This window comes from Aeromonas sp. 600774 (genome assembly GCF_049175075.1).
GTDB classification, from domain to species: Bacteria; Pseudomonadota; Gammaproteobacteria; order Enterobacterales; family Aeromonadaceae; genus Aeromonas; species Aeromonas veronii_A.
Genome location: NZ_JAAKUJ010000023.1, coordinates 1 through 16,917 on the forward strand (window position 1 = coordinate 1; position 16,917 = coordinate 16,917).

General features: G+C 58.4%; 17 protein-coding genes. 11 read left to right on the forward strand and 6 right to left on the reverse strand.

Features of this window, described 5'->3' with window-relative positions:
• The coding region (locus G5171_RS19775) for an Hpt domain-containing protein (RefSeq protein ID WP_421251615.1) at positions 1-459 on the forward strand (459 nt) is incomplete at its 5' end.
• A gap of 35 nt (positions 460-494) precedes the next feature.
• Here G5171_RS19775 and G5171_RS19780 read toward each other — a convergent pair.
• A complete protein-coding gene (locus tag G5171_RS19780) occupies positions 495-917 on the reverse strand; it encodes a hypothetical protein (protein WP_421251614.1) in 423 nt (140 codons plus the stop codon).
• Between the two features lie 177 nt (positions 918-1,094).
• Here G5171_RS19780 and G5171_RS19785 point away from each other — a divergent pair, with 177 nt between their 5' ends.
• Positions 1,095-1,247: a hypothetical protein gene (locus G5171_RS19785; RefSeq protein ID WP_421251617.1), complete on the forward strand. Its 153-nt coding sequence runs from the start codon at positions 1,095-1,097 to the stop codon at positions 1,245-1,247.
• A gap of 291 nt (positions 1,248-1,538) precedes the next feature.
• On the opposite strand, the gene fhuB is transcribed toward G5171_RS19785, so the two are convergent.
• From fhuB to G5171_RS19810, 5 genes are all read right to left on the reverse strand, one after another.
• Entirely contained in the window at positions 1,539-3,521 is a 1,983-nt protein-coding gene (gene fhuB / locus G5171_RS19790; RefSeq protein ID WP_421260633.1) for a Fe(3+)-hydroxamate ABC transporter permease FhuB, read from the reverse strand.
• Positions 3,518-4,402 (reverse strand): ABC transporter substrate-binding protein, encoded by an 885-nt coding sequence (locus G5171_RS19795; RefSeq protein ID WP_376902975.1) that lies wholly within the window; start codon positions 4,400-4,402, stop codon positions 3,518-3,520. Before G5171_RS19795 ends, fhuB begins: the two co-directional genes overlap by 4 nt.
• A gap of 34 nt (positions 4,403-4,436) precedes the next feature.
• Positions 4,437-5,201 carry an ATP-binding cassette domain-containing protein gene (locus tag G5171_RS19800; RefSeq protein WP_421260634.1) on the reverse strand — a complete coding sequence of 255 codons (765 nt, stop codon included), beginning with the start codon at positions 5,199-5,201 and terminating at the stop codon, positions 4,437-4,439.
• A gap of 46 nt (positions 5,202-5,247) precedes the next feature.
• Positions 5,248-6,894: a multidrug ABC transporter permease/ATP-binding protein gene (locus G5171_RS19805; protein WP_421260635.1), complete on the reverse strand. Its 1,647-nt coding sequence runs from the start codon at positions 6,892-6,894 to the stop codon at positions 5,248-5,250.
• 82 nt (positions 6,895-6,976) lie between these two features.
• The gene (locus G5171_RS19810; protein ID WP_255912507.1) at positions 6,977-9,073 is read right to left on the reverse strand and encodes a TonB-dependent siderophore receptor; all 2,097 of its coding nucleotides are present in this window, start codon (positions 9,071-9,073) and stop codon (positions 6,977-6,979) included.
• A 396-nt stretch (positions 9,074-9,469) separates the two neighbouring features.
• Between G5171_RS19810 and mioC the strand changes: the two genes are divergently transcribed.
• From mioC to atpF, 9 genes are all read left to right on the forward strand, one after another.
• The gene (gene mioC / locus G5171_RS19815; RefSeq protein ID WP_033138545.1) at positions 9,470-9,919 is read left to right on the forward strand and encodes an FMN-binding protein MioC; all 450 of its coding nucleotides are present in this window, start codon (positions 9,470-9,472) and stop codon (positions 9,917-9,919) included.
• Between the two features lie 508 nt (positions 9,920-10,427).
• Positions 10,428-12,317 (forward strand): tRNA uridine-5-carboxymethylaminomethyl(34) synthesis enzyme MnmG, encoded by a 1,890-nt coding sequence (mnmG, locus tag G5171_RS19820; protein WP_005357220.1) that lies wholly within the window; start codon positions 10,428-10,430, stop codon positions 12,315-12,317.
• A gap of 8 nt (positions 12,318-12,325) precedes the next feature.
• Positions 12,326-12,952: a 16S rRNA (guanine(527)-N(7))-methyltransferase RsmG gene (gene rsmG, locus G5171_RS19825; RefSeq protein ID WP_216952496.1), complete on the forward strand. Its 627-nt coding sequence runs from the start codon at positions 12,326-12,328 to the stop codon at positions 12,950-12,952.
• Between the two features lie 26 nt (positions 12,953-12,978).
• Complete coding sequence (locus G5171_RS19830) at positions 12,979-13,782, forward strand: ParA family protein (RefSeq protein WP_216952494.1); 804 nt, start codon at positions 12,979-12,981, stop codon at positions 13,780-13,782.
• Entirely contained in the window at positions 13,779-14,687 is a 909-nt protein-coding gene (locus tag G5171_RS19835) for a ParB/RepB/Spo0J family partition protein (protein ID WP_005342343.1), read from the forward strand. Before G5171_RS19830 ends, G5171_RS19835 begins: the two co-directional genes overlap by 4 nt.
• 190 nt (positions 14,688-14,877) lie before the next feature.
• Positions 14,878-15,288 (forward strand): ATP synthase subunit I, encoded by a 411-nt coding sequence (locus tag G5171_RS19840; protein ID WP_019445506.1) that lies wholly within the window; start codon positions 14,878-14,880, stop codon positions 15,286-15,288.
• A gap of 8 nt (positions 15,289-15,296) precedes the next feature.
• Positions 15,297-16,079 carry a F0F1 ATP synthase subunit A gene (gene atpB / locus G5171_RS19845; protein WP_005339335.1) on the forward strand — a complete coding sequence of 261 codons (783 nt, stop codon included), beginning with the start codon at positions 15,297-15,299 and terminating at the stop codon, positions 16,077-16,079.
• Between the two features lie 58 nt (positions 16,080-16,137).
• On the forward strand, positions 16,138-16,380 hold the full coding sequence (gene atpE / locus G5171_RS19850; RefSeq protein WP_005307205.1) for a F0F1 ATP synthase subunit C: 243 nt from the start codon (positions 16,138-16,140) through the stop codon (positions 16,378-16,380).
• 54 nt (positions 16,381-16,434) lie between these two features.
• Positions 16,435-16,905 carry a F0F1 ATP synthase subunit B gene (atpF, locus tag G5171_RS19855; protein WP_421251609.1) on the forward strand — a complete coding sequence of 157 codons (471 nt, stop codon included), beginning with the start codon at positions 16,435-16,437 and terminating at the stop codon, positions 16,903-16,905.
• Positions 16,906-16,917: the final 12 nt, after the last annotated feature.

Sequence of the window (16,917 nt, forward strand, 5' to 3'; positions counted from 1 at the left end):
GTGAGCGAGGGACTGGCGGCTGGCATGGACGATTGCCTGTTCAAACCAGTGGGACTGGAGGAGCTGGAGTGCTGTCTAGGCCGCCACATGCGACATGAGGAACAGAGGGAGATCGAGCATTGCATGCAGGAGATTAAGTTGTGTCTGGGGCCTTTGACCGGTCATCAGCCTGCACTCATGTTGCCTTTGTTGAACGAGTTTGCACGAGCGAGTGATGATGATCTGCTGTGCCTACGGCAGGCTGCCGATGACGGTGAGGTAGCCCGGTTTCTTGATTATGTGCATCGCCTGAAAGGCGGGGCCAGGATCATGGGAGCAATGAAACTGGTGGCGGTGTGTTGTGAGGCGGAATCGGCCGGGCTTGAGCCACAGGAATTGCTTGGGGCATTGCAGCAATTGCAGTATTCATATGGGATTGTCAGGCAAGCGATAATGAGAATGCAGCCAGAACTGGCATGAAAATGAAGGCATGTTGGACATGCCTTCATGGATGCTCAGCCGTGCCAATAGACCAGTAGTTCATAGGCCGCTTCGCCGGTTTGATCCGGTTTGGCGGTTGAGGCCTGGTAGCTGAGGAAGTAACGGGTGGCTTGGGTTAGTGGCAGTGGCTGGCCGTTGAGAGATAGCTTGAAGTCGGTATCGGCCTGCTCGGGCAAACTGGCATACAGGGTGCGTGCCTGCAATTGATAGGTGGTATTGAAATCCGAGTTGCTGACGTTGATGGCCTCGGTCTGGACTGGGCTGGATGTGAACGAGGAATTGACCTGTTGTTGACCCGGGTGGGTGAGTGAGATTTCCATCCCGGTACTTTTGCTGGCGGTGACTGGCCAGGCGATCTGAGAGGTTAGCTTGTCGGCCTGAGCCGACATCGTGTAGCAAACAGTCAGTAGTGCCACCAGAACTCCTTTCTGAGACATATGATTATCTCCTGGATATCGAAGTTACCCCGCTGCTGGGGAGTTCTTATCTATCGAACTGATAACTATAAAGTTTAATCAGGGCCCCACTGTTCGGAATACGCTGACACGGGATATGACCTAGCGCTCTCTCCTTTTAGTCATAGATATAGAATTCTTGTTTTGCTCGGAAATTAGATGATGTTGTTTGCGGTGTTCGAACGGGCGGCGCTGATGCTGATTTCTGAGCAAAACAAGATGACCCTGTTCTTCCTGACCCGTACTCGGCCATTCCAGCGGCTGTTTCAGAAGCGGGATCACACCCTAGCCGAACTGGTGCTGGCCACCTGACTGCATATGCGCAGCAGCTCTGGCGTGGGATACTGCACAGCTTGATATAGGAAAGCAGCATGGATGACTACGAACTATGTGGTAACGCAGCAGGATAGCAGAAACCCGTGATCTATCTCTAAAGATGCTATTTTAGTTAAACTTTCCCCTAACCTCCCCCAAAAAGAAAATAACATATTGAATAATATAACATTTTAACATTCTGCATCGGCAAGTAACTCTCCGCACAGCAAACAACAAAAAGCCCGGGTTCATCCCGGGCTTTTTGTTGTGCGTTTTTTGTCCGCAAACCTAGAGGCGACGCAGGCACCACATGAAGTAAGCGCCCCCTAACAGGGTGGAGACCAGCCCGACCGGCACCTCCTGCGGGAAGAGGATCTGCTGGCCGACCCAGTCTGCCGATACCATCAGCAGGGCGCCGGAAGCGGCGGCCCCAAGCAGGTGCCAGCGTGCCCGCACCAACCCCATCAGCTTGGCCATATGTGGCGCCAACAGACCGACGAACGAGAGCGGTCCCACCACCAGGGTGGCGCTGGCAGTGAGCACGGCCACCAGCAGCAGGATGGCAAGTTGGGCACGGTTGAGGCGAATGCCCAGTGCGGTGGCTACCGCCGCCCCCATCGGCAGCAGATCGAGCCAGCGGCTCACCAGCAGGCAGGCGGCCAGCATCAACAGCGCCAGCCCCACCAGCCCATAGGCCACCGGCAGGGTGACGTAGTAGGTGGAACCGGACATCCAGGAGAGCAGTTGCTGCACCCGCATGTCGCCGTTGGCCAGCGCGATGGCCTGCAGCGGTTCAAACAGTGCCGTGATGGCGATACCGGAGAGCAGGATCCGCTCCGGCTGGAAGCCGTGCTTGCGATTGACCAGCACCAGCAGCAACAGGCAGCCGAAGGCACCGAGCAGGCCACCGGACAGCATCAGCGGCAGGGGCAATGCAGGCAGCAACAGCGCCGTCGCTATCACCCCCATAAAGGTGCCGCCGCTCACCCCTAGCAGCTCCGGGCTCGCCATCGGGTTGTTGCTGACCCGTTGCAACAGGGTGCCCGCCAGCGCCAGCAGCACGCCAGCAGCCCCCGCAGCCAGAGTGCGCGGCAACCGCCACTCCAGCTGGGCCTGCCAGCGGAGCCAGCTTGGCCAGCTCCAGCCCGCCATTCCCTGCCCAAACAGCAGGGAGGTGACCACGACCAGCATCAACCCGACCAGCAACAGGCCAATAAGGCGAGCCGGTGCCGGATGTCGGGCCACCAGCAGGCCGGCGTTTGCCTTCGGCGTACCCGACTTGATGCCAAGGCGCGGGATCAACCAGAGCAGCAGCGGCGCCCCCAGCAGGGCGGTCATGGCGCCGGTGGGGATCAAGACTGGCCAGAAGCGACTCAGACTCTGCAGCAGCAGATCGGTCGCCGCCAGCAGCAGGGCGCCGAGGATCGGAGCCCACAGCAGCCGCTGGTCAAGCTGGCGGATCCCGAGCAGCCGCACCATGGCGGGCGCCGCCAGCCCGATAAAGCCGATCAGCCCCACCACGCTCACCACGCAAGCGGTGACAAACACCGCCAGCCCCAGTCCGGCAAAACGCAGATGCTGCAGGGAGACCCCCAGACTGCGGGCGCTGGCATCATCCAGCTCCAGCACCGCCAGCGGGCGCACCAGTACCGCGGCCAGCAAAGCGGCTGCCAGCAGGCGGGGTAACAGGTAACTCACCCCGCTCCAGCTGTTCTGCACCAGCGAGCCACTGCCCCACACCAGCAAGCCTTTCAGCTCCTCCTGAAAGAACAGCAAGAGCCCCATGCTGATGGCCGCCAGATAGAGGTTGATCACCAGCCCGGCAAAGACGATGACCACCGGATTGAGATGACGACGCCAGGCCAGGGCAAACACCAGCGCCATCGCAAGGCTACCGCCAACCATGGCGATCCACTCCCGCCCCAGCAGCAACCAGGAGGGGGCAAACAGGGTCACCATCATCAACGCCAGTTGGGCACCGGAGGCCACCCCCAGGGTGGTGGGCGAGGCGAGCGGGTTGCGCAGCACCTGCTGCATCAGGATGCCCGCCAGCCCGAGCGCCGCCCCGGCCAACAGGGTGACAGCCAAGCGGGGTAGCCAGCTGAAATGCACCACCGCTTGGCTGACATCATCCAGATTGGGGGCGAAGAGGCTCTGCCACCAGAGCGCACCGGGCAGCTGGCGAGCCAGCTCCCAATACGCGAGCAAGAGGGTCAACCCCAGCAGGATCGAAACCGGCCGCAGCAGTGGCGATGTGAGCAGTCGCTTCATCGGCTCGCCTCCATACGCTCGGCATCTTGCAGCAATGCATCGCTGAGCAGACCGGCGAAACGGCGGGCTGAAAGTACGCCGCCAAAACTCCAGACCGCAGGCAGATGCAGCACGGGCGCCTGCCTTACCAGCGGCAGATGCCGCCACAACCCAGGCTCATGCAGCCGTTCGCTCACCCCTATCGGGATGGGATCGACCACCACCAGCCGCGCGGTTGGCAAGGTCATAAACTGCTCGATGCTGACCACCGAGAAACCCCAGTCATTGGTCTGCTCCTGCCAGCCATTACGCAGCCCAAGCCGCGTCATCACCGCATCGAACAGGCTGTGGCGACCAAACACCCGCACATGGCGCTCATCGATAAACTGCACCACCAGCAGGGGCGGCAGATCCGCAGGCAATCCGGCCTGCATGCTGGCGAGATCCCGATCCAGCCCGGCCAGCAGCCGTTCGCCCTCGGCGGTTTTGCCCACCATACGGGCGAGAGTCAGGGTCACCTCGTGCAACCGCTGCCACAGATCGGTTTGCCCATCATAAAGGGCAATGGTGCTCACCGGTGCAATGCGGGAAAGAGTTGGCGCCAGCGGGGCCGCCAGCGGCGAGATGAGGATGCGATCGGGTTTGAGTTCCGCCAGCAGCTCGCGGTTGGGCTGGGTGCGCAGGCCGATATCCACCACTCCGGCGGGTAGCCGTGGCTCGCCAACCCATGCCTGATAGGGGCCAACATCCCCCACCGCCAGCGGCGTCACCCCGAGCGCCAGCAAGGTTTCGGCAATGGTCCAGTCGACAGTGGCGATACGGGGTAGCGATGCAGAGGCGATCGGGGATGTGTCGGCCTGCGCCGCTAGTGGCAGCAGCAGGCTGATAAGGCAGAGTGCCATCTTCTTCAATAAACGGTTCAAGAGAGCCCCCCAGTCAGACGATGGCGATGGGATGAGCATGAGCCGGGTGGCGAATGACCTCCATCGGAATGCCATAGATGGCGTGCAGGGTCTCGCTGGTCATGATCCCCTCAGGTTCGCCGTGGGTAAGCAGGCGGCCGGAGTGAAGCGCCACCAGCCGATCGCAGAAGCGGGAGGCCATATTGATGTCGTGAATGACGATGATGACCCCAAGGTTGAGCTGACGGCTCAACTGCTTGACCAGCGTCAGCACCTCCACCTGATGGGCCACATCCAGCGCGGCCAGCGGCTCGTCCAGCAGGATGAAGCGGCTCTCCTGGGCCAGCAGCATCGCCAGCCAGACCCGCCCCCGCTCACCGCCGGAGAGGGTATCCACCAGCCGATCGGCAAAGCGTTCGGTATGGGTAAGGGCGATGGCACGCTCGACCTGACGGTGATCCTCAGCCCCCATCCGGCCCAGCAGGCCGCGCCAGGGGTAGCGGCCCATCTCCACCAGCTCCCGCCCGAGCAGATTCTCGGCGCTCGGCAAATGCTGGGGCAGATAGGCCACCTGACGGGCAAACTCCCGGTTGCCCCAGTCGGGCAGCGGCTTGCCATCGAACTGGATCTCGCCGTCGCTGAGGGGTTGCTGGCGTGCCAGCAGCTTGAGCAGGGTCGATTTGCCCGACCCATTGTGGCCGATGAGGCCATAGACCTGTCCCTGCTCGAAACGCAGGTCGGTGGGGTGCAGCAGCGTGCGGTCATTGACCGTGAAGCTGGCTGATTTCATCTCGAACATAAGCAATTCCTGTGCTGGCTTGCCGCCAGTCTCATCGGTGCCGGCATCAAGCCGGCACCTCGCAATCCAGGTGGGCGATCGCATCGCGGCTCACTGCGGCACGGCGCGCCCCGGTCAGTTCGGTGAGTTTTCCCTGCCGCATCTCCAGCAGGCGATCGGCCAGCGGGAAGTAGTGATCGTCGTGACTGATGGCAATCACCGTCTTGCCCATCTCCTTGAGGCGCGGCAACAGCAGCTGATAGAAGATGCGGCGGAACTGGGGATCCTGATCCGCGGCCCACTCGTCAAACAGCATCACCTCGCGCTGCTCGGCCAGCGCCAGCAGCAGAGCGACCCGCTTGCGCTGCCCTTGGGAGAGCTCTATATCGGCGATAAAGCCATCCTCGATGGTGAGCTTGCTGCCCATCTGCAACCGCTCCAGCCACTCGGCCACCAGCTCATCCTTGGGTTCCGGCCCCAGCAGGTGCTGGAACAGGTGATAGTCGGTGAAGATGGCGGAGAAGAGCGCCAGATAGCCGTTGCGATCGGTGATCGGCTCACCATCCAGCAGGATCCGGCCCGATACCGGCTGGTAAAGGCCGGTCAGCAGCATGGCCAGGGTCGACTTGCCGGAGCCATTGCCACCGATGATGAAGATCTGCTCCCCCTTTTCGATGACCAGATCGATGGGGCCAACGGCAAAACCGCCCTCCCCCTGATAGTGAAAGCTCACCAGCTCCAGCTCGATACGCTGCCAGGGGCGGATGGCGGGCGGCAGCGGGAAGTCCGCATCCGGCTCGGCCAGATTGAGGGCGGCGATCTTGTCGAACGCCACCTGAGCGGCAAGCAGGGTCGGCAGGGCGCCAATCCCCTGCAACAGCGGGGTGCGCAGGAATAGCAGGGTCAGCGCGAAGGTGGCGGCCACATTGGTGTTGGCCCAGCCAAGGCCGTTGGCCAGAAAGAAGACCAGACCGATGGCCCCCAGCATCATGATATTCGACCAGTTCACCGCGCTCAGGTGATAGGTGTCGGCGCGAATGATCTGCTGGCGGTAGTCACGGGCATTTTGCTCATAGAGCTGGTGGTAAACGAAGTGAGCCCGCTCGCGGTTGAGCGCCAGCTCCTTGCTGCCGGCGATGATAGCCTGATAGTTCTGATAGAGCCGATCTTCGGCCTGACGCATGTGGGAGAGATGGCGATAAACACGGTTCACCAGCAGCCAGCCCACCACCATGGTGACGGTGACCCAGAGCGCGGTCACCCCGAGCAGGGCCGGAGAGAGCCAGCCGAGATAGAGGGCAGAACCCAGCGTGAGCACCAGCCCCTGCACCAGCTCAGGCAGGCGCACGAAGGCAATGGTGATCTGGCCGATATCGCTGGAGAGGGAGGCCAGCAGTGGCCCCTGACCAATCTGGCGGATGCGGGCAACATCGCTATCCAGCAGTTGCTTGAGCAGACGGCCACGCAACCGGTAGACAAAATGGTGACCGAGGGTGGTCAGGGCCAGCTGAGATCCGAGTGTGATCACCAGCAGCAACACAATCAGGCCGACCAGCTGACCAAGGATCGGCAGCGGATCACCTATAGATTCGATAAGAGACTGATTGATAAATGCAATGACGCCAATCCCGCTGACGGCACTGAGCAGACTGAGCAGGGTGATGGCGATAAAGGGCCAACGATATTGGCGATAAACCAGAGACAAGAGTTCCATAACGGACCGGTATTCCAGAGAGATCAGAACAACAGCGGGTGATGAAAAGAAGGGCGGGAGTCAGGGTCCCGCCCGACTTCGATTACCAGCGGTAGTTGATGCTGCCCACTACGCTGCGCGGCTCGCCGTAGTAGCAGTAGTAGTCACAACTGGCCACGTAGGTTTCACCCAGCAGGTTGTTGACGTTGAGCTGGGCGCGCCAGTTCTTGGCAAAGTCATACCCGATCATCGCATCCCACACGGTATGGGCCGGCACCTCGGCAGAGCCGTAGATGGGGGTGTAGTCCGCATTCACGGCGCCAATACCCACGCTGGAACCGATATAACGCACACCGGTACCCAGCTCCAGACCCGAAGCCACCCCTTGCTGCACCTTGTAGTTACCCCAGAAGGAGGCCTGGTGGCGCGGGATCAGGCTGGCACGGCGATCGCCACTGCCGGTGTCGTTGGTTTTGGCATCTGTGTAGGTATAAGCAGCGGTCAGACGCAGCGCATCGGTCACCTGCACGCTCCCTTCCAGCTCAACCCCCTGAGAGGTCACTTCACCCGCCTGGGTCTGCTGGCCGGAACCGGTAGAGACCAGCGAGTTGGTCTGGGCCAGATCGAACAGCGCCAGATTGATGTAACCGTCGAGGAAGGCAGGCGCATACTTCACGCCGGTCTCGTAGAGCTTGCCCTTGAGCGGCTTGTAGGAACTCTTGGTGTTGGGATCTATCCCCGGCAGCACCTCGAACGACTCGGCATAGGCAAAGTAGGGAGAGAGGCCGTTGTCAGCCAGATACATCAGGCTGCCCGAGAGGGATAGCTCGTGATCGTACTGGCGCTCGTCCTTGCTAGTATTGGTGTTGTGGGTCTCCACATAGTCAAAACGGCCACCGGCAGTCAGCAACCAGCGATCGTCCCAGCGGATCTGGTGCTGGGCATAGAGGCCGCTCTGGCCCTTGCTGCTCTTCTGGTGAGTGGCGGTCGACTCGTCAAAACCGGGGAAGCCGCTGTAATCCGGGTTCATGGTATTGATGGTGCCCATACCGTAGTTGTCGGCCTCGACCCCTTCATTGACGTGACGCTGCAGATCCACCCCCAGCAGCAAGGTCTGCTCGGTGCTGTCGGTGTTCCAGTAGCCCACCATCTGGTTATCCATGGTGGCACTCTTGGTATTGCCATCGCGGTAAACCAGGCCACGACTGGCGGTTGTGCCTTCATAGGTCGGGAAGATATAGGTCTGGCGCAGCAGCAGATCGTTGTAGTTGAAGCGGACGTTCTGCTTGAACTCCCAGGTCTGGTTGAGCTGGTGGGCCAGCTCGTAACCGGTGGAGATCTGGGTATTGCGGTTGCGATCGTAATCCGGCTGACTCAGATTGGTGGAGGGATCAATCTGGCCACCTGACGTATTCAGGGTGCCATAGACCGGGAAGAAGCCGTTGGTCGGGACCCCTTCGTCGTGCAGGAAGCTGGCCAGCAGGGTCAGGCTGGTACGATCCGAAAGATCGAAGGTGACGCTCGGCGCCAGATAAACCCGATCGTTGTAAGTACCGGTAAGCACCCCATCACGCTCTTTATAAAGAGCAACCATGCGGTAGCGGCTGTTGTCGGAGAGCGCGTCAGAGACATCCACCCCGACCTGACGATGATCCCGGCTGCCAAGCTGCAGATCCACCAGCCCTTGCGACGTGGCGGTCGGCCGCTTGCTGATGGCATTGATCACCCCGCCCGGAGGCGCCTCACCGTAAAGGATCGAGGCAGGCCCCTTCAGCACTTCCACACTCTCCAGACCAAACGGTTCCGGCGTCCAGACGTAGTAGCCGGTGCCAAACAACCGGTTGCCATCCAGATAAGAGGCGGCATCGAAGCCACGTACCTTGAACCAGTCGGTGTTGTTGTCGGAACCATAGAGACCGGTCAATACGCCGGAACGGTAGCGAATCGCTTCATCCAGCTGCAACACGGCGTGCTGATCCAGTTCCTCCCGGTTAACCACGGAGACGGCGCGAGGGGTCTCGGCCATCGGCACTTCCACCTTCATGGCCGTACCGGTCACCACCATGGTTTCGCTGGCTTTGGGCAGCTCAGCGGTAGTTTGTTCGGCCATCAGCGGCAGGGAGACGAGCAAACCGGAGAGCGAAAGCACGCCGAAGGCGCCCTTCTTGCCGGGTCCTGTAGTGTATTTTTGCGCAATCATATTAAAGTCTCGTTTATCAATGAGTTATGTTGTTTTAATTGTTATTTTTGGTCGTTTGTCACGACATCACCCTGTTCCATGGGCGAATAAAGCAGCGCAATCCTACTACAGGAGCCGTGATCGAATCGATTCAATAATTGCTAATCATTTGCATCTACATTGTTATCTAGCTGCATCATTGACAGGATTTCGCGGGAGATGGGAGCCATCAGGAGATCTATGAGCGGAGAAGAAAATAGAGAGGAATATAAAGAAGCAGAAAAAAGATCGGCAGGATGGATCCGGTGGCATTATCTGACTGGATCCATTATCCCCAAGCTTTATCCATATTTATCCACACCCTTTGGCGGTAGAATCCGGCTTTCCGTTTCTTTGTCTGAAATCAGGATCCATTCCATGGCCAAACTCAATCTCGTCGTCGGCTCCATGCTGGGCGCCGCCGAATATGTCGCAGACCACGTCGCCAACCTGCTGGAACAGGCTGGCCACCAGACCCGGATCCACAACCCGGCCAAGCTGGCAGAGGTGCTGGATGATGCGGGATCCATCCTGTTGGTGGTCACCTCGACCCACGGTGCCGGGGATGTGCCCGACAACCTGCAACCCTTCGCCAAGGATCTTGCCGAGCAGCATCCGGATCTTAATTCATTGAAATATGGCGTGATCGCCCTTGGTGACAGCAGTTATGACACCTTTTGCCAGGGTGGCAAGACGCTGGATCGGCTGCTGGCCGAGTGCGGAGCCAGCCGGATTGGCGAGCGACTCGACATCGATGTGACCCAACACGAGATCCCCGAAGATGCCGCAGAAGTGTGGATCCGCGACTGGATGACGATGATCGCCTGATCAGCGTGCGGGAGATCCTGAAAAAAAGCTTGATCTCCCCACTTATCCCCAGATCGACTATCCACCATGTTATTAACAGATTGATCCGGGGGAGTTGTTCTACAAGGTTACCCACAACGCCCAGGGGTAATGTGCATAACTACGGTGTAAAGCTCTGCAAAACCTATAGTTATCCATGTATTAGATCCAGACCGACAGACCTCTGTGTATAAAAGCCCTGGTTATCCCCTCGTTCACCGGGCCAGGATCCAAGCTTTTCCACAAGCCAGGATCGTCCTTAAATTAATGATCTTTATGATCAAAAAGTGCTTATCAACAGAAAGGGCGGATCCTAATAAGAGATCCAGTAAAAGATCGATCTAAAGATCCTTAAGATCTAATTAGTGGATCCTCCCTTCATACTGAACGTTAAGTAGACGTTCCCCTCAGGACGCGAAACAGATAGAATGTTCCGCCCTTTAGCCCAGGCAAATAAAGATCTTCAGGCGTGCAGATCAAGGTGATCCCAATGCAATACCATGAACAATTTGATGTGATCGTCGTCGGTGGCGGTCATGCCGGAACCGAAGCAGCAACAGCGGCAGCCCGTATGGGCATGAACACCCTGTTGCTGACCCACAATATCGATACGCTGGGACACATGTCCTGTAATCCGGCGATCGGCGGGATCGGCAAGGGACACCTGGTCAGGGAAGTTGACGCACTTGGCGGGATCATGGCGCGTGCCATTGATCTTGGCGGGATCCAGTTCCGCACCCTCAACTCCTCCAAGGGCCCGGCAGTGCGAGCCACTCGTGCCCAGGCGGATCGCCTGCTATACAAGGCCGTCGTTCGCCAGATGCTGGAGAACTACCCGAACCTGAAGATCTTCCAGCAGGCTTGTGACGATCTGATCATGGACGGGGATCGTGTTGCCGGTGTGGTCACCCAGAGCGGGATCCGCATCAGCGGCAAGACTGTGGTGCTGACGGTCGGTACCTTCCTGAACGGTTTGATCCACATCGGGATGGAAAACTACAAGGGCGGCCGTGCCGGGGATCCTCCCTCGATCGCCCTGGCCCAGCGCCTGCGCGAGCTGCCGCTGCGCATCGATCGTCTCAAGACCGGCACCCCGCCGCGCATCGATGCCCGCAGCGTCGATTTCTCCGTCATGCAGGAACAGCACGGCGACGATCCGCGTCCGGTCTTCTCGTTTATCGGCAATGCCAGTCAGCATCCCCGTCAGGTGCCTTGCTACGTCACCCACACCAACGAGCGTACCCACGAGGTGATCCGCAATAACCTGGATCGCAGCCCCATGTACGCCGGGGTGATCGAAGGGATCGGCCCGCGCTACTGCCCGTCGATCGAAGACAAGATCACCCGTTTCGCCGACAAGACGGCGCACCAGATCTTCGTCGAGCCGGAAGGCCTGACCACCCACGAACTCTATCCGAACGGGATCTCCACCAGCCTGCCGTTTGACGTGCAGGTCCAGATCGTCCGTTCTGTGCGCGGCTTCGAGAATGCCCACATCACCCGCCCCGGCTATGCCATCGAATATGATTTCTTCGATCCGCGGGATCTCAAGGCCAACATGGAGAGCAAGTGCATTCCAAACCTGTTCTTCGCCGGCCAGATCAACGGTACGACCGGTTACGAAGAGGCGGCGGCACAAGGCCTGATGGCCGGTCTGAACGCCGCGCTGCGTGCCCAGGACAAGGATCCCTGGAACCCGCGTCGGGATCAGGCCTACATGGGCGTGATGATGGACGATCTCTCCACCCTGGGGACCCGCGAGCCTTACCGCATGTTCACCAGCCGCGCCGAATATCGCCTGCTGCTGCGTGAAGACAACGCCGATATCCGCCTGACCGCCATTGGTCGCGAGCTGGGTCTGGTGGATGACGAGCGCTGGAGCAAGTTCAACGCCAAGATGGAACAGGTCGAGCTGGAGCGTCAGCGCATGCGTTCAACCTGGATCCACCCGCAACATCCGTCACTGGAGGCAGTCAACGCCCTGGTCAACACCCCGCTGACCCGCGAACAGAGTCTGGAAGAGCTGCTGCGTCGTCCCGAGGTGACCTATGATGCGCTGATGGCCATCGAAGGTGTCGGCCCTTCCGTGACTGATCCTGCCGCGGCCGAACAGGTTGAGATCCAGATCAAGTACGCCGGTTACATCGAGCGTCAGCACGATGAAGTGGAAAAGCAGCTGCGCAACGAGAACACCTTGCTGCCGCTGGATCTGGACTATCGCGAGGTGAACGGCCTCTCCAACGAGGTGAAAGCCAAGCTGAACGATGCCAAGCCGCAGACCATTGGTCAGGCTTCCCGCATCTCCGGCATCACCCCGGCGGCCATCTCCATCCTGCTGGTTCACCTGAAAAAACACGGCCTGCTGCGTAAAACCGCCTGAGGAATCCCATGTTGGAAAGATTGAACGGCCTGCTCAAGCAGGCCGAAATTGTTATCACCGATACCCAAAAGAGCCAACTGGTGCAGTTGGTCGAGTTGCTGCACAAGTGGAACAAGGCTTACAATCTCACCTCGGTGCGAGATCCGGACGCCATGCTGGTCAAGCATATCCTCGATAGCCTGGTGGTAAGCCCCCACTTGCACGGTGAGCGCTTCATCGACGTGGGGACCGGTCCCGGCCTGCCGGGATTGCCGCTGGCGATCATCAATCCGGACAAGCAGTTCGTTCTGCTAGACAGTCTGGGCAAACGGATCAACTTCATCCGCCAGGTCATTCTGGAGCTGGGGTTGACCAATGTGACGCCGATCAAATCCCGGGTGGAAGAGTATCAACCCGAAGTCGGGTTTGATGGTGTACTCAGCAGAGCGTTCGCTTCGCTAGAGGACATGCTGAGCTGGTGTCACCACCTGCCGTCAGAACAGGGCAGCTTCCTCGCGCTCAAGGGACAATATCCCGCAGAGGAGCTGGCCCAGTTGCCTGCCAATATCCGTCTGGTAGCCTGTCATGAGCTGCGGGTGCCGGAGCTGGAAGGCGAACGTCATCTGCTGGAATTCAAACATATCCAGCCCGAATAGGGTCGCAGTTTCATTTAGGGGATAGTGTGGGAAAAGTCATTGCCATAGCCAACCAGAAGGGTGGAGTGGGTAAAACCACCACCTGTGTGAACCTGGCCGCCTCCATGGCCGCCACCCGGCGCAAGGTGCTGGTGATCGATCTGGATCCGCAGGGCAATGCCACCATGGGCAGCGGCGTCGACAAGTACGAAGTCGAGCGCACCGCCTATGAGCTGCTGATCGAAGATGCTCCCATCAGCGAGGTGATCATACCCGAAACTTCCGGTGGTTATCACCTGATCGCCGCCAACGCCGACGTGACCGCAGCCGAAATCCGCCTGATGGAGTTTTTCGCCCGCGAGATCCGTCTGCGCAATGCGCTGGCCTCGGTGCGGGACAAGTACGACTACGTCTTCATCGACTGCCCACCTTCCCTCAACATGCTGACCGTGAACGCCATGGCCGCCGCCGACTCCGTGCTGGTGCCCATGCAGTGCGAATACTATGCGCTGGAAGGGCTCACCGCCCTGGTCGACACCATCAGCAAGCTGGCCGCCGTGGTCAATCCCGATCTCAAGATCGAAGGTGTGCTGCGTACCATGTACGATCACCGCAACCGGCTGGCCAATGATGTGTCCGATCAGCTAAAACAGCACTTTGGCGACAAGGTCTACCGCACCATCATTCCCCGCAATGTTAGACTGGCTGAGGCCCCGAGTTTCGGTGCCCCGGCCATGCACTATGACAAATCATCGGTGGGCGCCAAGGCCTACCTGGCACTGGCTGGCGAGATCCTGCGCCGCCAGGAGCAGGAACGTCAGGCGACCATCGCAGACCGAGAGAGCATATGACTCCGAAAAAACGTGGACTGGGCAAGGGGCTGGATGCCCTGCTCAGTACCAGCACGGCTGCCCGCCAGAAACAGGTGATGAGCGATCAACGTACTGAAGAGGCCATGGCCCCCACCAATCAGGGCGAGCTGCGCAAGCTGCCGGTGGAGTGGTTGCAGTCCGGCAAGTACCAGCCCCGCAAGGACATGTCCCAGGATGCACTGGAAGAGCTTGCCAACTCCATCCGCGCCCAGGGGGTGATCCAGCCCATCGTGGTACGCCCTCTCGGCGAACAATCCTTCGAAATCATCGCCGGTGAGCGGCGCTGGCGCGCGTCCCAGCTGGCGCGGCTTGAGGTGGTGCCCTGTATCGTCAAGGATGTGCCCGACGAGGCTGCCGTCGCCATCGCGCTGATTGAGAATATTCAGCGGGAAGACCTTAATGCCATCGAAGAGGCGGTCGCTTTACAAAGACTGCTGACCGAATTCGAACTCACCCACCAGCAGGTGGCCGAGGCGGTGGGCAAGTCCCGCACCACGGTGACCAACCTGTTGCGTCTCAACCAGCTCAACGACGACGTGAAGCGTTTCGTCGAGCATGGCGACCTCGACATGGGCCATGCCCGTGCCCTGCTGGCTCTGAGCGGCCAGGCCCAGTCTGAACTGGCCAAGCTGGTTGCCCAGAAAGGGCTGACCGTACGCGATACCGAGAAGCTGGTGCAAAAAGCGCTCGAACCGGCAAAAGCCAGGGTCGAACCGGCCCGTGATCCGCAGATCGGCTACCTGGAGCGCCAACTGGCAGAAAAAATTGGCAATCAGGTGCAACTTCAGCCTGGCAAGCGGGATAGCGGGAAGTTAGTAATAAGTTACGAGAATTTGTCCGATTTGGACCGTATATTGGGCTATTTTGGCGTGTCGGAATCGTGATTTTTACGCTTTTTGTAGTAATAAAACATCCATTCCTTTTGATATGACCATAACCCTGATTTGCCGCGGAAAGCCGCAAAAATTAAGGATTTTTGTCATATTGCAATAGCTGCCCTCAAGGGTATAATTTGACCGGCTTTAAGAGCTGTTAACATGGGGTCTTCGGATCCCGATTTTTTACAGTTCTGTAATGTTCAGGGGTAGGTTGGTGAAGCAGAAAATAGCCTTGGAAGGTTTGACACTGGCCTTGGTTATGCTCGTTTGTCAGCTCATCCTGATCCTGGCGATGAGTGCCGTCTGGTTTTACCTGACTGGTGCCAGCGCCGGTTATTCCGCTCTCTACGGAGGGGGGATGTACTGGGTTCCTCAAGCCTTGTTTACTGTCTGGGTGCTGCGCCGCAAGGTGACAACCGAGAGTGTGGGCCTGGTTTTGCGGGACTTTTATGGTGGGGCAGGGATTAAGCTCATTTCTACAACAGGTCTATTCGCCCTGATGTTTGGTGCGGGAGTCGAGGTCGTTACCGTCTCGTTTTTCGCCACTTATATCCTCGCCCTCGTTGTACAGTGGATGGTTTCATTCACGCTTAACAACCACTATTAGGAAAACTCATGTCTGCAACCGGAGAAGTCCTGACTCCTCAGGGATATATCTCCCACCACCTGACCCACCTTCAAGTCGGGTCCGGGTTCTGGACGGTCAATATCGACTCAATGGTATTTTCCGTCGTGCTAGGCGCCCTGTTTATCCTGCTGTTCCGCAAAGTAGCCGTTAACGCTACCAGCGGGGTGCCGGGTAAGCTGCAGTGCTTTGTGGAGATGCTGGTCGAGTTTGTGAATGGTAACGTCAAAGACATCTTTCACGGTCGCAACAAGGTCATCGCACCTTTGGGGCTGACGGTGTTTGTGTGGATCTTCCTGATGAACTTCATGGATCTGATCCCCGTTGACTTTATCCCTCACGCTGCACAATTGATGGGTATTCCCTATCTGCGTGTGGTTCCCTCTGCTGACGTTAACATCACCATGTCCATGGCTTTGGGCGTGTTCTTCTTGATCCTGTATTACAGCATCAAGGTCAAGGGTATCGGCGGGTTTGTGAAGGAGCTGACGCTTCAGCCTTTCAATCACCCGGCGGCCATCCCGGTTAACCTCATCCTGGAAACTGTTACGCTGATTTCCAAACCTGTTTCTCTGGGTCTTCGACTGTTCGGCAACATGTATGCTGGCGAACTGATCTTTATCCTGATTGCTGGTTTGTTACCCTGGTGGTCACAGTGGATCCTGTCCGTGCCTTGGGCAATTTTCCACATCCTGATCATCACTTTGCAGGCATTCATTTTCATGGTTCTGACCATCGTCTATCTGTCGATGGCGCAGGAAGACCATGGTTGATGCAACTCAAATAATCCTTTTTATACAATCAATTACATCTAAATAACTGGAGATCCTCATGGAAAACTTGAACATGGACCTGCTGTACATCGCTGCTGCAATGATGATGGGTCTGGCTGCTATCGGCGCTTCCATCGGTATCGGTATCCTGGGTGGCAAGTTCCTGGAAGGTGCTGCTCGTCAACCGGATCTGATCCCTGTTCTGCGTACCCAGTTCTTCATCGTAATGGGTCTGGTGGATGCGATCCCGATGATCGCCGTTGGTCTGGGTCTGTACGTGATGTTTGCGGTTGCTGGCTAAGTCGTTACGACTCTCCAGACATAACCCATTAACTAACTTAAGAGGACATCGGCTGTGAATATCAATGCCACCCTCCTCGGCCAAGCAATTGCTTTTTTCTTCTTCGTAGTGTTTTGCATGAAGTACGTATGGCCGCCGCTGATTGCTGCCATCGAAGCCCGTCAGAAAGCTATTGCTGACGGTCTCTCTTCTGCCGAACGAGCCAAGAAAGATCTGGATTTGGCCAAGGCCAACGCCGTCGATCAGCTGAAAGAAGCCAAGCTGCAGGCTGCTGAAATCATTGAACAGGCCAACAAACGCAAGGCCCAGATCATTGATGAGGCAACTGTCGGTGCTCAGGCTGAGCGGGAAAAAATCCTGGCTCAAGGCCGTGCCGAGATTGAAGCTGAACGTCATCGTGCCAAAGAGGAACTGCGCAAGCAGGTTGCTGCTCTTGCCATTGCGGGTGCAGAGAAGATCCTGGCGCGCCAAATCGACCAGGCTGCCAACAGCGACATCGTCGACAAACTGGTAGCTGAACTGTAACGGGAACGGGGC

Coding starts and splice junctions, on each gene's coding strand:
- fhuB (WP_421260633.1), bottom strand. CDS start 3,521: ATGAAGCGACTGCTCACATCGCCACTGCTGCGGCCGGTTTCGATCCTG.
- rsmG (WP_216952496.1), top strand. CDS start 12,326: ATGTTGGAAAGATTGAACGGCCTGCTCAAGCAGGCCGAAATTGTTATC.
- atpB (WP_005339335.1), top strand. CDS start 15,297: ATGTCTGCAACCGGAGAAGTCCTGACTCCTCAGGGATATATCTCCCAC.
- mioC (WP_033138545.1), top strand. CDS start 9,470: ATGGCCAAACTCAATCTCGTCGTCGGCTCCATGCTGGGCGCCGCCGAA.
- G5171_RS19835 (WP_005342343.1), top strand. CDS start 13,779: ATGACTCCGAAAAAACGTGGACTGGGCAAGGGGCTGGATGCCCTGCTC.
- G5171_RS19840 (WP_019445506.1), top strand. CDS start 14,878: ATGTTCAGGGGTAGGTTGGTGAAGCAGAAAATAGCCTTGGAAGGTTTG.
- atpE (WP_005307205.1), top strand. CDS start 16,138: ATGGAAAACTTGAACATGGACCTGCTGTACATCGCTGCTGCAATGATG.
- G5171_RS19785 (WP_421251617.1), top strand. CDS start 1,095: ATGATGTTGTTTGCGGTGTTCGAACGGGCGGCGCTGATGCTGATTTCT.
- G5171_RS19795 (WP_376902975.1), bottom strand. CDS start 4,402: ATGGCACTCTGCCTTATCAGCCTGCTGCTGCCACTAGCGGCGCAGGCC.
- G5171_RS19780 (WP_421251614.1), bottom strand. CDS start 917: ATGTCTCAGAAAGGAGTTCTGGTGGCACTACTGACTGTTTGCTACACG.
- G5171_RS19810 (WP_255912507.1), bottom strand. CDS start 9,073: ATGATTGCGCAAAAATACACTACAGGACCCGGCAAGAAGGGCGCCTTC.
- mnmG (WP_005357220.1), top strand. CDS start 10,428: ATGCAATACCATGAACAATTTGATGTGATCGTCGTCGGTGGCGGTCAT.
- G5171_RS19805 (WP_421260635.1), bottom strand. CDS start 6,894: ATGGAACTCTTGTCTCTGGTTTATCGCCAATATCGTTGGCCCTTTATC.
- G5171_RS19800 (WP_421260634.1), bottom strand. CDS start 5,201: ATGTTCGAGATGAAATCAGCCAGCTTCACGGTCAATGACCGCACGCTG.